At 40.5% G+C, this 13,885-nt stretch carries 11 protein-coding genes; 6 read left to right on the plus strand and 5 right to left on the minus strand.

The features are described 5' to 3' along the window. The first annotated feature begins 7 nt into the window (after positions 1–7). The 5 genes from cysN to galE all read left to right on the plus strand — a co-directional run bounded on the left by cysN (position 8) and on the right by galE (position 5,866). Positions 8–1,420: a sulfate adenylyltransferase subunit CysN gene (gene cysN / locus ACOB80_RS01825; RefSeq protein WP_473164091.1), complete on the plus strand. Its 1,413-nt coding sequence runs from the start codon at positions 8–10 to the stop codon at positions 1,418–1,420. A 95-nt stretch (positions 1,421–1,515) separates the two neighbouring features. After that, positions 1,516–3,243 carry an SLC13 family permease gene (locus ACOB80_RS01830; protein WP_473164092.1) on the plus strand — a complete coding sequence of 576 codons (1,728 nt, stop codon included), beginning with the start codon at positions 1,516–1,518 and terminating at the stop codon, positions 3,241–3,243. Positions 3,244–3,266: 23 nt separating this feature from the next. Then, complete coding sequence (gene cysC, locus ACOB80_RS01835) at positions 3,267–3,866, plus strand: adenylyl-sulfate kinase (protein WP_473164093.1); 600 nt, start codon at positions 3,267–3,269, stop codon at positions 3,864–3,866. A gap of 11 nt (positions 3,867–3,877) precedes the next feature. Continuing rightward, positions 3,878–4,834, plus strand: coding sequence for a DHHA1 domain-containing protein (locus ACOB80_RS01840; RefSeq protein ID WP_473164094.1), 957 nt, complete (start codon positions 3,878–3,880; stop codon positions 4,832–4,834). A 21-nt stretch (positions 4,835–4,855) separates the two neighbouring features. After that, entirely contained in the window at positions 4,856–5,866 is a 1,011-nt protein-coding gene (gene galE, locus ACOB80_RS01845; protein ID WP_473164095.1) for a UDP-glucose 4-epimerase GalE, read from the plus strand. Positions 5,867–5,954: 88 nt separating this feature from the next. Here the strand turns inward: galE and ACOB80_RS01850 are convergent, their stop codons facing one another. Next, on the minus strand, positions 5,955–7,172 hold the full coding sequence (locus tag ACOB80_RS01850) for an EAL and HDOD domain-containing protein (protein WP_473164096.1): 1,218 nt from the start codon (positions 7,170–7,172) through the stop codon (positions 5,955–5,957). 343 nt (positions 7,173–7,515) lie between these two features. Here ACOB80_RS01850 and putP point away from each other — a divergent pair, with 343 nt between their 5' ends. Then, complete coding sequence (gene putP, locus ACOB80_RS01855; protein WP_473164097.1) at positions 7,516–8,994, plus strand: sodium/proline symporter PutP; 1,479 nt, start codon at positions 7,516–7,518, stop codon at positions 8,992–8,994. A gap of 69 nt (positions 8,995–9,063) precedes the next feature. On the opposite strand, the gene ACOB80_RS01860 is transcribed toward putP, so the two are convergent. From ACOB80_RS01860 to ACOB80_RS01875, 4 genes are all read right to left on the minus strand, one after another. Further along, a complete protein-coding gene (locus tag ACOB80_RS01860; protein WP_473164098.1) occupies positions 9,064–9,777 on the minus strand; it encodes a DUF3379 family protein in 714 nt (237 codons plus the stop codon). Then, a complete protein-coding gene (locus ACOB80_RS01865) occupies positions 9,770–10,285 on the minus strand; it encodes a sigma-70 family RNA polymerase sigma factor (protein WP_473164099.1) in 516 nt (171 codons plus the stop codon). Before ACOB80_RS01865 ends, ACOB80_RS01860 begins: the two co-directional genes overlap by 8 nt. Before the next feature lie 117 nt (positions 10,286–10,402). Beyond that, a complete protein-coding gene (locus ACOB80_RS01870; protein WP_473164100.1) occupies positions 10,403–12,061 on the minus strand; it encodes a BatD family protein in 1,659 nt (552 codons plus the stop codon). Further along, complete coding sequence (locus tag ACOB80_RS01875) at positions 12,055–13,884, minus strand: vWA domain-containing protein (RefSeq protein WP_473164101.1); 1,830 nt, start codon at positions 13,882–13,884, stop codon at positions 12,055–12,057. Before ACOB80_RS01875 ends, ACOB80_RS01870 begins: the two co-directional genes overlap by 7 nt. Position 13,885: the final 1 nt, after the last annotated feature.

Genomic DNA, 13,885 nt, shown 5'->3' on the forward strand with positions numbered 1-13,885 from the left:
TTTTCTCATGAGTCACCAATCAGAATTAATTGAACAAGATATTCAGGCATACCTGAAACAACATGAAAACAAAGAACTTCTACGCTTTTTAACTTGTGGTAGCGTAGATGATGGTAAAAGTACGCTAATTGGTCGTTTACTACACGACTCAAAGATGATTTTTGAAGATCAGTTAGCGGCGATTGAAAAAGACAGTAAAAAATCAGGTACAACGGGTGAAGCAGTAGATTTAGCTTTACTTGTAGATGGATTACAGTCTGAGCGCGAACAGGGTATTACTATTGATGTTGCTTATCGCTACTTTTCTACTGACAAGCGCAAGTTTATCATCGCTGATACTCCGGGCCACGAGCAATACACCAGAAACATGGCAACAGGTGCTTCAACCTGTGATTTAGCCATTATTCTGATTGACGCTCGTCATGGCGTACAAGTTCAAACTCGTCGCCACTCTTTCATTTGTTCTTTACTCGGCATTAAGCACGTTCTGATCGCTGTAAACAAAATGGATCTTGTTGACTACAGTCAAGAGCGTTACCAAGAGATTAAAAAAGAATATCGTGAATTTGCCGACCAATTAGCATTTACAGACGTCAGATTTGTACCTATCTCTGCATTAATGGGTGACAACGTAGTTGAAGAAAGTGCCAATATGTCATGGTACCCTGGCGCTACGTTGATGAAACTCCTTAATACCGTAAATGTAGAAAGCGACGAAAACTGCACAGAGTTTAGATTTCAAGTACAGTACGTTAATCGTCCAAACCTTAACTTCCGTGGTTTCTCAGGAACTGTTGGTTCTGGTCACATCCGAGTTGGTGACGAAATCGTTGCCCTTCCGTCAGGAAAAACAAGTACCGTTAAATCGATTGTAACTTTTGATGGTGATTTAGAAAGAGCGGATAAAGGTCAAGCGGTAACCCTAACACTAACGGATGAAATTGATATTAGTCGCGGTGAGATGATTGTTAGGAAAGGTGCACTTCCTACTTCTTCGAAAGAGTTTAATGCGTCAGTGGTCTGGATGCATGAAGACGAGTTAGAAACCGGTCGTGAATACTACATCAAACATGGTAGTAAGCTAACTACTGGTCATGTAACTAGCTTTGAGCATAAAGTAAACGTTAATACCATGGAGAAAACCGAGGTAAGCCAGCTTGGCTTAAATGAAATCGGTTCTGTGAACTTTACTGTTGCGGAAACACTTCATTTTGATGCTTATCAAGATAATCAAGCAACTGGTGCTTTCATTATTGTCGACCGCTTAAGCAACATTACTGTTGGTGCCGGTATGATTAATAACGCCATTGTTGCCGGTGAAGAACAGAAAATCTCGGCTTTTGAGGCTGAGTTTAATGCGCTAGTGAGAAAGCACTTCCCTCATTGGGGTGCGCGTGACATTAGTAAGTTGCTAAAATAAATACTACCTAAAATCTAGTTGCTCTTCTTGCAAAAAAGAAGAGCAACTGATACATCTACATTTAGGCTAGCTGCTACACAAGGATTATAATATTAATGGTAGCTTCTCAATGGGCATTAATAGCGGTTTTTGTTCTTACCTTTGCGGGACTGTTAAAGTTTCAACGAGTACCAGAGCGAGTATTTGCCGTTGCAATGTTAGCTTGCCTTTCTCTTTCTTTCGTTGATACACAAGACGTTCTAAATAATGCCGTTAACCCTGGTTTAGTCACCCTAATTTTATTGGTTCTAGCCTCATTTTCATTTGAGCGTACCAGTATTTTAAGGCGACTGTCCTCGGTGATGATAAACGGAAAGCCTTTTTTATCGACGGTAAAAACCTTAGTCTACACGGCAGTCGCTTCAGCGTTTATGAACAATACTGCTGTTGTCGCTGCCCTAATATCAACAATTAAGAAAAATCGTATTATCAATCCAGGGAAATTGCTTTTACCACTTTCATTTGCAGCGATCTTGGGTGGAACATTAACCTTAGTTGGTACGTCGACCAACTTAATTGTTAATACCATGCTGATTGAGCAAGGACTAGAGAGTTTAGGGTTTTTCGATTTTACACCTATAGGTTTCACAGCGTTGGTCATTTGTCTGGTCATTATCCTTGCTCGGCAATATAGCTTGCCTGATATGGAGCCGGAGCAAATGAAAAATCAAGATTACTTGCTGGAAGCTCGAGTGAGTAGTGATTCAAAAATGATAGGTTTAACCGTAGAAGAAAATGGTCTGAGAAGTCTAGACTCTTTATTTTTGGTTGAAGTAATTAGGGATAGCCGGCTAATTTCGCCTGTCGCACCAGACGAAATTATCTTAAAAGGTGACAAACTTATTTTTACTGGCGACGTCTCCAAAGTAAAAATTTTACAACAGTTTGACGGTTTAACCTTGTTTGCAGAACAAGACGGCCTACTGAGAGATAACTTAACAGAAGTACTTATTAAACCAGACTCTTCGGTTGTTGGTAAAACACTGAAACGAGCAGGATTTCGAGCGCGATTTGACGCTGCGGTTGTCGCCGTTCGTCGTGAAGGTGCCGCTCTATCGGGTAAGCTCGGGTCTTTAGTTATTCAACCTGGTGACTTTCTCGTTTTAGCTGTGGGTAACGACTTTAGTACGCGTACTAACTTAAGTAAAAACTTTTATATTCTATCAGGTCACCAGCCCGACAATATGCTATCCGGTTGGCGCGACTCTTTAACTGTTTTTGGCTTTATCGCTGCGGTAATGACATCTGTATTGACGGATGTTTCTTTGCTTAAAGCATTAATATTTTACGTTGCGATCTTGGTCTTTACTGATAGTCTGACCGTTAATGAAATTAAGCGAAGGTTTCCGTTAGAAATTTGGATGATAGTGCTGGGGGCTCTAACGTTAGCAAAAGCACTAGATACCAGTGGTGTAGCTCAGCTGCTAGCTGACAATATAGAATCGGTTTTACAGGGGCAAAGTGCTTTTTTTACTTTGGTTGTTATTTTTGTGGTGACCTTGCTGATTACTGAGCTAGTAACTAACAGTGCGGCTGCAGCCCTTATTTTCCCTATCGCATATAATATTGCGTTAGGGTTAGGCGTGAGTCCGTTGCCGTTTGTGATGGCAGTCGCTTTTGCGGCTAGTGGCAGCTTTATTAGCCCATTTGGTTATCAAACCAATGTCATGGTTTATAACGCTGGCAATTATCGATTTATTGATGTTATTAAGTATGGTGTGCCGGTATCAATCACCTACTCAATCGTTGTGATCACTTTGATCCCAATTTTCTTTCCCTTTTAGTAAACCTTATAGAAAAATATGTTATGAAAACTGAAAATACTGTTTGGCATGAACAACAAGTGCAGCAACAACAGCGCGCACAACAGAAAAAACAACGCCCATGTCTTTTGTGGTTTACTGGCTTAAGTGGCTCTGGGAAGTCGACAATTGCTAATGCGGTAGACGCTTTGCTATTTGCTCGTAATAATCACACCTATTTACTTGATGGCGATAACGTAAGGCATGGCCTAAATGGCGATCTTAGTTTTAGTGACGAGGATCGCATTGAAAACATTCGCCGCATTAGCGAAGTGGCCAAACTGTTTGTTGATTCAGGATTAATTGTTTCTACTGCATTTATTTCTCCGTTTGCTAGCGATCGCCAAATGGCCCGCGAAAAGTTGGCAGCAGGTAGTTTTATAGAAGTCTTTATTGATACCCCCATTGAAGTTTGTGAGCAAAGGGACCCTAAGGGCCTGTATAAAAAAGCAAGAGCAGGCGAGATAAAAGATTTTACCGGCATTGACTCAGGTTACGATATTCCTGAGTCACCAGAGATTCATGTGAAAACCGCAGAGAAAAGCATTGAGGAATGTGCTCAACAAATTGTTAATTTTCTTATTGAACAACAATATATCGTTTAAGGGATTGTGCTATGCATTACGATGTTTTTAATGGCGATGCAGATGGCATTTTAGCGCTATTGCAACTGCGATTATCAGAGCCAAAAGAAAGTAAGTTAATTACAGGTGTAAAACGCGACATTAATCTACTAAAACAGGTCGATGTAACTAAGGCGACTTCTGTTACAGTGTTAGATATCTCTATGGAGAAGAATGCCGAAGCTTTAATGCCGTTGTTAGCTAAGAATATTGACGTTTTTTATTGTGATCATCATCGCCCAGGTGATATCCCATCAAATAACAACTTAGAAGTGTTAATAGATACTGATCCAAATACTTGTACTAGTTTGTTAGTAAATAAAAAGCTTAACAATAAATATGTAAACTGGGCGATAGCCGCTGCTTATGGCGATAATATGGTTAAATCGGCAGATGTGCTCGCTGATGAAAATGGTTTGTCACAGCAACAAAAGCAGCTATTGAACAACTTAGGTGTGTACATTAATTATAACGGTTATGGGCGAAGTGTAGAAGATCTGCATTTTGCACCTGACGAGCTGTTTAAGAAATTGACACAATACGCTGACCCATTAACGTTGATTGCGGAAGAAAATGGTTTATACCAGCAGCTAGAGTCAGCTTATAATACTGATATGGCGCTTGCCGAAAGAGCAGAAATTCTTGCGGACAACGTTAAATGTAAGGTGGTTGTTTTGCCCGATGAACCATGGGCAAGAAGAGTAAGCGGTGTGTTTGGAAATGCGTTAGCTAATATGTCTCCTGATAAAGCACACGCGGTATTTACGATTAATGTTGATGGCACTTACACTGTGAGCTTACGTGCACCACTTAATAACAAACAAGGTGCTGGCGACATTTGTGCAAGCTTTGACACGGGCGGTGGTAGAGCTGCTGCTGCAGGCGTAAATCAATTACCTCAAGAGCTGGTATCAGAATTTATTGATCGCGTAACACAATATTATAGTTAAATTAATCGAATCGAGGACAAAATGAACCTACTTATTACAGGTGGAACAGGTTACATAGGTAGTCATACTGTAGTTGAGTTGCTGCAGTTAGGTCATGAAGTTATTATTGTTGATAACCTGAGTAACTCTTCAGAAGAAGTGTTAAATAGAATTGCCGCTATCACAGGAAAACGCCCTCAGTTTATCAAGGCTGATATTTGCGATAAATCTGCGATGCAGGCGATATTTTCTCAAAATAAAGTCGATGCAGTTGTTCATTTTGCTGGCTTAAAAGCAGTAGGTGAATCAAACCAGATCCCATTAAGTTATTACCATAATAATGTTTCAGGATCTGTGACGTTATTTGACGTAATGGCTGAGTATGACGTTAAAAACTTAGTGTTTAGCTCCTCAGCAACGGTTTACGGTGAAAGTAATGCTTCGCCTTTAGTAGAAACTATGCCTACTTCTGCAACGAACCCTTATGGCAGAACAAAATTGATGATAGAAGAAATTCTATTTGATTTAGCGAAAAGTGATGATGCGTGGTCAATTATCAATTTACGTTACTTTAACCCTATTGGCGCCCATGCTTCAGGTACTATGGGTGAAGATCCTAATGGTATACCTAATAATTTGCTCCCATATGTTGCGCAAGTCGCGGTGGGGCGTTTACCAGAATTAAGTGTTTTTGGTGATGATTATGACACTGCTGATGGTACAGGCGTTCGTGACTATATTCATGTTGTCGACCTTGCGTTAGGGCATGTTAAAGCTATTGAAAAGCTTGATAGTATGACTGGGTGCAAAGCAGTTAATTTAGGGACAGGGAATGGTACGTCCGTGCTGGAAATTGTGGAAAAATTTAAGCAAGTTAGTGAGCGAGAGGTTCCTTTTAAAATTGTGCCTCGAAGAGCTGGAGATATAGCGACAGTCTACGCCAATGCTAGCCTAGCGCATGAGTTTTTAGCGTGGCAAGCTGATAAAGGCTTGCATGAAATGATTGTTGATACATGGCGATGGCAATCTGAAAATCCAAATGGATATAAATAAGCGAGAGCTTATAAAAAAATAGCGGCATTTAGCCGCTATTTTTTTTACTATGTCGTCATTATACCAATGTCATTGGTATTACTCTTTTTTAACTAAGAGAAGATTGCTCATCAGCCCATGTAAGAGCGTCCTGATAGTGCTTCGCTAACGTATCTTTGTCCACTTTGAGCTTATCTATCACTAACGCTGTTTTATCCCAGTTGGCGTGCTCAATTTGTTCGACCAAAATAATCAATGCGGCTAAGCTGCCTTTACGGGTGAGTAGGGCGTTCTTAATTTCTGGCGCTAATGGCAGTTTTTCCATAATGCTTTCTAGTTTTTCGTCGAGAATCGCATCAATAAGAGACAAAAGACCTGTCAAGAAGGCAATAGACGTGTCTACTGGGGGCTTCATTTCAGTTGCTACTAGCTCACAGAATTTAGCGCGTGCCATTGCTGCGGTTATTAGTTCAGACGGCTTATCTGGGTTTACGTTTGTTGCAAATAATAAACCTAAAAAGCGTTTTAATTCTCCAGAGCCCAGTGTTACCAACGCTTGCTTTATGGTTGATATTTCGTTTCTGCGACGGAAGATTGCAGAGTTAGCGTATCTCAACAATTTATATGATAAAGACACGTCACGTTCAAACACTTGCGTAATGGAAGCAAGGTCTAAATCTGGCTTAGACGTTTCATATAACAATTCTGCCATCGCCATTTGTGAAGGCGATAAAGATTTGGTTTTTACCATTTCAGGTTTGGCAAAGAAGAAGCCTTGGAAAAGTTCAAAGCCAAGCTCTAATGCTTGTTGATACTCTTCATAAGTTTCAACTTTTTCAGCAAGTAATTTTATTTTTGGGTAATCGCTGATTGCGGTCTTTATTTCCTTTATTTGCTCTATGCTGGTATTTTGCCAATCGATTTTGATTATGCTTACGTATCGATAAAAGTGAGCCCAAACACTTTGGTGTTCGTAATCATCCAGCGCGATAGTATATCCAAGTTCAAACAATTCTTGGCATGCGCTAAGTAGTTTTTTACCCGGCTTAACGGTTTCTAAAATTTCAACAACAAGCTCATCTGTGGTCAGCATTTTTGGATAGCCTTTTGACAAGGTTTCCAGAGTAAAGTTAATAAACGCTGGCTTTTTACCCGTAAACTCACTAATTCCTAAATTAAATTTGCTTGCCTCTATCATTTTGCTGGTAGCTTCGTCGCCATCTATGTTGGGAAAGACATTGTCGATGTTGTCACGAAAAAGCAGCTCATAAGCGAAAAGGTTTTTATCCTTATCGAGAATAGGTTGGCGCGCTGCGTAAAAGTACATAGTTTTCCTTTAGCTTTATTTAGTTAGTGGCATTGGTTATTCGCTATGAAGAATAACGTGCTTTAGGGTTGTGTGTTGTATTCATTTTAACGTTAAATCGATCGCAAAGTAACTAAACAGCGACACGTAACTATAGTTATGAATATAGAAAATTTAACGATAGATTTCACCCGTTTTTTTGGAGATAGCGATGAATTTAATAGCATATTTTCGGGGATTTATCTGAAATAAATGATACTGCATGGATAAACGCGTATAGTAACATTTTATTAAATTCATCTTTGTTTCATATTTGTTTCTAAATGTGTGTCATTGATTATAAGAATATGTAGAGGAGTTCAATTTGGCAATTGGAACACTTATATCATTAGGCTTGTATTTTATCGTTATGCTTGCGATAGGCTGGTATGCCTATAAAAAATCAACAAGTGACGTGTCAGGTTACATGTTGGGAGGGCGTAGCTTAAGTCCGTCAGTGACAGCATTGTCAGCTGGTGCATCGGATATGAGCGGCTGGATGCTAATGGGCTTACCTGGTGCTATGTATTTGTCTGGCATGGAAAGTATTTGGATTGCCATCGGGCTAGTAATTGGTGCATTTTTAAATTATTTAGTTGTCGCGCCAAGATTAAGAAGCTACACCGAATTGGCAAATGATTCGATTACCTTGCCTGATTTCTTCGAGAATCGATTTCACGATAAAACCCGTATGTTACGTATTGTTTCTTCTATCGTGATTATTGTGTTTTTTACCTTGTATACTTCTTCTGGTGTTGTTGCTGGCGGTAAACTATTTGAAAGCTCTTTTGGCTTGCCTTATCAAGCGGGGCTATTTATTACCGCGGGCGTAGTTGTAATTTATACACTGTTTGGTGGTTTTTTAGCGGTAAGTCTTACTGATTTTGTTCAAGGCTGCATTATGTTTTTAGCGCTGGTATTAGTGCCATTTGTAGCGTTATCTGAAGTTGGCGGCCTTTCTGGAATGACTCAAACTATCGACTCTATCGATCCTGAGCTACTAAGTATGTTTAGTGGTGTCACTGTCATTGGAGTTATTTCTGCAATGGCTTGGGGGCTGGGGTATTTTGGTCAGCCTCATATTATCGTTAGGTTTATGGCAATAAGAAGCCGAGATGATTTACCAACTGCTCGTCGAATAGGGATGAGCTGGATGATCGTTTCATTAATTGGGGCTATGGCGACTGGCTTAGTCGGTATCGCTTACATTGAACAGCATCAGGTTCAGTTAAATGACGCTGAAACTATCTTTATATTGTTGTCACAGTTGCTGTTTCATCCGTTAATTACAGGCTTTTTATTAGCAGCAATTCTAGCGGCAATTATGAGTACGATTTCTTCACAATTGCTGGTTACGTCTAGTTCATTAACGAGTGATATCTACCAAGCGTTCCTAAATAAAGATGCTTCAGAAAAACAATTGGTGGCGGTAGGGCGCATGTCAGTATTTGTGGTGTCTTTATTAGCCATATTTCTTGCTCATGATAGAAACAGTTCTATCTTATCCTTAGTGAGTAATGCATGGGCCGGCTTTGGCGCTGCCTTTGGTCCTGTCATTATTTTGAGTTTGTACTGGAAACGTATGAATTGGCAAGGCGCTTTAGCGGGTATGCTTGTGGGCGCAGCGACTGTATTGCTATGGATTTACTTGCCAGTCACGATTAACGGGCAGTCTTTGAGTAGTGTTATGTATGAAATCGTGCCAGGATTTATATTTGCGTCAATTGCCGTTATTTTAGTGAGTAAGCTCACTGCTGAGCCTAGCGAGGAAATAAGCGATACTTTTGACAAAGCTACTGGGTAAGCAATACTGAAGTACAAATAAAAAAACAGGAGCATAGCTCCTGTTTTTTTATTTGATATAAACGACTGTTTATATTGACCAGCTAATGCCCTGATTCATTTTATCTTGCCATTTTTCGAGTGACTCTTGTTTATCACCAACGATAATCACGCGACTATTGTTAAACTTATTCACCACGCCTCTGTACTGCTGGTTGTCAAATATCGGGCTGAATTTTATATGTTCAACGTCCGGAATAATGAAAACATTAACAGGGCTATTTTCGCCTCGATACACTAAGTGCAAACTCTTCATGCCATCAAAGCGACAAAAATCTGCCATGAGTAAATCGCCCATAGTGTCGGAAAACTCACCGTTAAACGAAGACATCTTTTTGTTTAGTTTAGCTAATGTGACAGTTGCTTCGTCTTCATTAGTAAAATAATGGGCTTCATGCTCTACATGCGCAATTGCGTAATCTGACACTGAATTATAAGCGTGAGAAAACTGCAATTGATTAACAACGACACCAATCGCTAATGTCACAGACGCGGCAATTGCTAATTTAATTCTACTTCTGCGCTTCTGTTGTTGATGGCTTGCCATCGACTGTCTAAGAATAAGTTTTTCACTTAATTCCTCTGGCACAGGAACAGAAAGCGCCTGAGCGATTTTACTGTCAAGCTCGTCAATTTCTTGAGCGAACTTAGCTTTTGAAGGATCGGCAGATTTTGCAGCCAAGATATCCGGATCAGTGGACTTGGGATCTGCATAAATACTGCGTCTAAATTGCAAATCATCCATTTTGAAAACCTCGTGCTTTTGGTTCTTCATCTAATGCTTCTTTTAATTGGTTTCTTGCTCTAAACAAACGGGTCATCACCGTATTTTTGTTTAGTGAGAGTAGATCAGCAATTTCCTCCCCAGTAAATCCTCCAATTATCTGCAGTACCAGTGGCTCGCGATATTCCAAAGGTAATTGCGATATTTTTTCGCGTAACCAATGGTTTTCAATTTCCTGTTCGGTACTTGTAGACTGGGTATCAGAAATACTTGCTTCTTCATACTCGCCCATTTCGAAGCGCTTTCGTTCAAAGCGTCGGGCGTTTTCTCTTCGTAAAATAGTGATTAACCAAGACTTCGCAGCCTTCTCATCTTTTAACGAATCTAAAGCACGCCATGCGCGTAAAAATGTTTCTTGCACTAAGTCTTCTGCAACCTGACTATCATGTGTTAGCCAGTATGCGTAACGATACAAATCGCCATGCAATGCTTTTACTAGTGCTTCATATCTAACTTGTTTTGTCGCCATGGTTTAATAGACCTAACGAGGGTAAAAATAATTTCAGGTAGATTTAATATTTATAGACTAATACGCCAAGTTTGAGAATGTTAATCAAACTTGGCGCTTGTTCTGAGGAGGCTTCAGTTAAGGATTAAGTGCGAAACTACTGTTTGATGCATTTTGACTAGCCTGTTTATTAAATGCTTTAACGGCTTTTAGTAATTTGTTTCCTTGCCAAGGCTGAGGATTAGCACTGTACTGCGTTTGTTGTAATTCATTGACTGCTGTAACAAGTTCTTCATCACGACAATCAGCTATTAACTGGTTGAGAGAAGATACTTTCTCTCCACCTAAAGAGTTATACCAAGGTGTTAATAAAGACACTGCATTGTTAGCATCATTACTTTTACATGCGGCGATAAGCTGCTTTTGAGGATCAGTAATAGTTGTTTGAGGTGTCACTATTGAATGCTTTGTTTTTTTACCTGAACGTGCACTGACAAACCAAGCTAAGCTAGTTAACAACCATAGGGCTAGGAATAGCCATTGTAACCAACTTGCTTGCTGGACAACGACTGTTTTTACTTCAGGCGCTGTAATCGGGTTTTGCGTACTGGTTGGTTCAACCTGACTAGCTGTTTGTTGAGTAAACTCTTCATTTGGTGAAACAACAATGGTTTGCGCAGGTAAGGTAGTAATTTCTTTTCTATTTGTTCTGGTATTCCACCAAGGAATTGATACTTCCGGTAATTCATAAGTCCCTGGTCGACTTGCCACGATTGCAAATTTCTGTAACTTCTGGCTGACTAAGCGATTGTTGTTTAAGCCTGTGTGCATTTCAGCCTGGTCAGGGTAAAGCTTTAGACCTTCAGGTAAGCTCATTTCAATCTTCGGGAGTTGCTCTTCAGATAAACCAGCCGCTGTTACCGTAATTTCGCGAGTAACGGGTTCACCTACGGTGAAAGTTGGCGACTCAGGCTGCCAGCTTTGGTGAATGGTTAATACTTCGCTAGGAAGCCAAGTACCCTGAAAATTGTCAGGTACGGGTTTCACTGTAATATCGATAGGATCTGCTAACACAGTAACAGGCTTAGTTTCCGCGTAACTTAAAAAGCTATTTCGCCTTGTTGTTGGCTTCATTACATGGCCTTTGAAAGTGGGAGGCTTTAAGACAAACTGACCACTTTTTTGCGGGCTAATGGTGTAAGTGCGTTCAATAACTCTGTACGGGCGACCGTCAATAATATCTTCGCTGTCTTTGTCATCACCAAAAGCGCTAATTGTGGCACCATCAAATTCAGGCTCTAATAAACTCGCTCTTTTTAATTCAACAGCGAAGTATAGTTTAACGGTTAAGGTTAATTGCTGTTGAACATAGACCTCGTTAGCAGACACGTTTGCTTTGACAAATATATCTTTTTGGCTGGCCGCTTCTCGGCTATTTGCTTCAACAGCTATCACGCTGATAGGAGCGGTGCTTTTCCCTTCAATAGTTAAGGAAGGAATCGTCAACTTACCCGCTTTTTTCGGAACAAGCTCTGTTGTCCACGTAGTAGAGCGTGTGGTTTTAAAGTTGATCATTCGCGTTTGAGAGCTTACCGAGGTATGGCCTACCATGAAGTCGGCCATTAAGGCCGAAGTGTCTAAGGCGTTGCTTGCTACGTCGTCATCGGCAACTACTGTTAATAAAAAAGATTCATTAACAACAACAGGGTTTCTGTCGATTGTCGCTGTAACTTTGGTGACAGCTGCTGCTTGTACTGTAAAGAGTAACCCTAACAATACACTAATTATTCTTACCACTTTTTCTTCTCTCCCACTGATGCGCGGCCTTGACGACGTTTTTGGTATTCAAGTTGCATTTTATTTCTTAACAGCAAATACGGGTCATCCGTTACTTTATTGAGCAATTGTTGATGCTTTTGATTGGCTTCTTTTTCTTGTGCCTCTTGCATTTTTGCCTGCTGCTCCTCTTGCTCTTTTTGTTCTTGCTCTAACTGCTCTTGCTGTTCCTGTGCTTTTTGCTCGTCAGTCTTTTCCTGGTCTTGGTTTTCTTGATTTTGAGCATCTTGTTGTTCTTTCTGCTCTTGATTTTGACTTTCTTGGTTCTCGCTATTTTGTTGCTGCTCTTGCTCAGATTGCTGCTGTTCACTGTTTTGCTGATCACTTTGTTGTTGATCACCATCTTGTTCTTGTTGCTGATCTTGATTTTGCTGCTCGTCAGAAGAATCGCCATCTTGCTGATTTTGTTGCTGCTGATCTTTCAGCTTTTCCAATAACTCTTTGTTGGCCTTTGCATCTTCGTGGTTTGGGTCAAGTGATATAGCTTGCTCATATGCGGCAATGGCTAGGTCTATTTGCTGCAACTTAGCAAGAGCGTTCCCTTGGTTATAAAAGCCATTAGCCGTTTTATCTTGCTGAAATGCTTGATACGCTTTTTCAAATTCTCCCGCTTTATAATGTGCGCTGCCTTGCCATAGCGGATTGTTGAAAGTGTTAGCGGCTTGCTGATATTCCTGCTTGTTGTACAGTGCTTGACCTTGTTGATCTTTGGTTTTCCACAAATCGGTCCAAAAGTCGGCATGGCTAGGCGGTGAAGTTAAACTGACTAAGCCTATTGCTAGCATTGGTGTGAATGACAATAGAATGCCTCGTCTGAAGTAAACTAACGCTAAAGGCAATACTAATAGTAGAAGGTAAGGGCCAAAATCTTGCCATTGATCACCAGTTTGTTGGCTTTCTCCTTTGTGTTTTTCATCTTCACTCACAATTCTAGGCTCTAGTAAAGTCGCGATATCGTCATTGGTTGAACTTAAGCGAACATACCTAGATTGTCCCTGCTCAGCTATAACTTGGAGCGCTTTTTCCGTTAATTTAGGGACAATAATATGGCCACTATTATCTTTTAGGAGTTGCCCATTATTTAATTTTATTGGTGCGCCGTTAACCGTTCCTACACCAAGAATATGCAAGAAGTAGGGGGATTCTCTCAACCACTCAACTATGTCTTGAATTTCTTCTTGCTCAATGCCATCGGTAAACCAAAAAATGTCGCCTTCTAAATGGCCTGCATTTTTCAACGTTTCACTCGCCTGCGTTAACGCTGCTAGGGGGTTGCTGCCTAGTTCTGGCATTAGGTCTGGGCTTAATGAAGGTAGCAATAGCTCGATATTACCCATATCTTCGGTAAGTGGGCTTATGGTAAAAGCATCTCCTGCATAAGCAACGAGCCCCATCTCACCTTCTTTTATTTCTGATAGAAGGTCGATGGCCTTGTAGCGAGCTCTAGTTAACCTGTTAGGAGAAAGATCTGTCGCGTACATGGAATAAGACATATCCATCACCAATACTGAGCCTTTGGCAATTTGATAAACTGGTTGAGGTAGTTTTTTCCACGTAGGGCCAGCCATCGCGATTATGGCGAGTAAACCGATAATGGCAGGTAATGTCAGTGACATAGGTTTTGCCGCTTGGCCTTCAGTAACAAGAACTTTAGCTAAATGTGGCGGCAATAAGTTTGTCCAACCTGATTGACTGATTCGATAGCGCTTTAATAGATAAATCGCTATCGCTAAAACAAATACCGCTAAAAGCCAAAAAGGGCGAATAAAGTGAAATTGTTCCATG

The organism is Thalassotalea coralli (assembly GCF_055786205.1).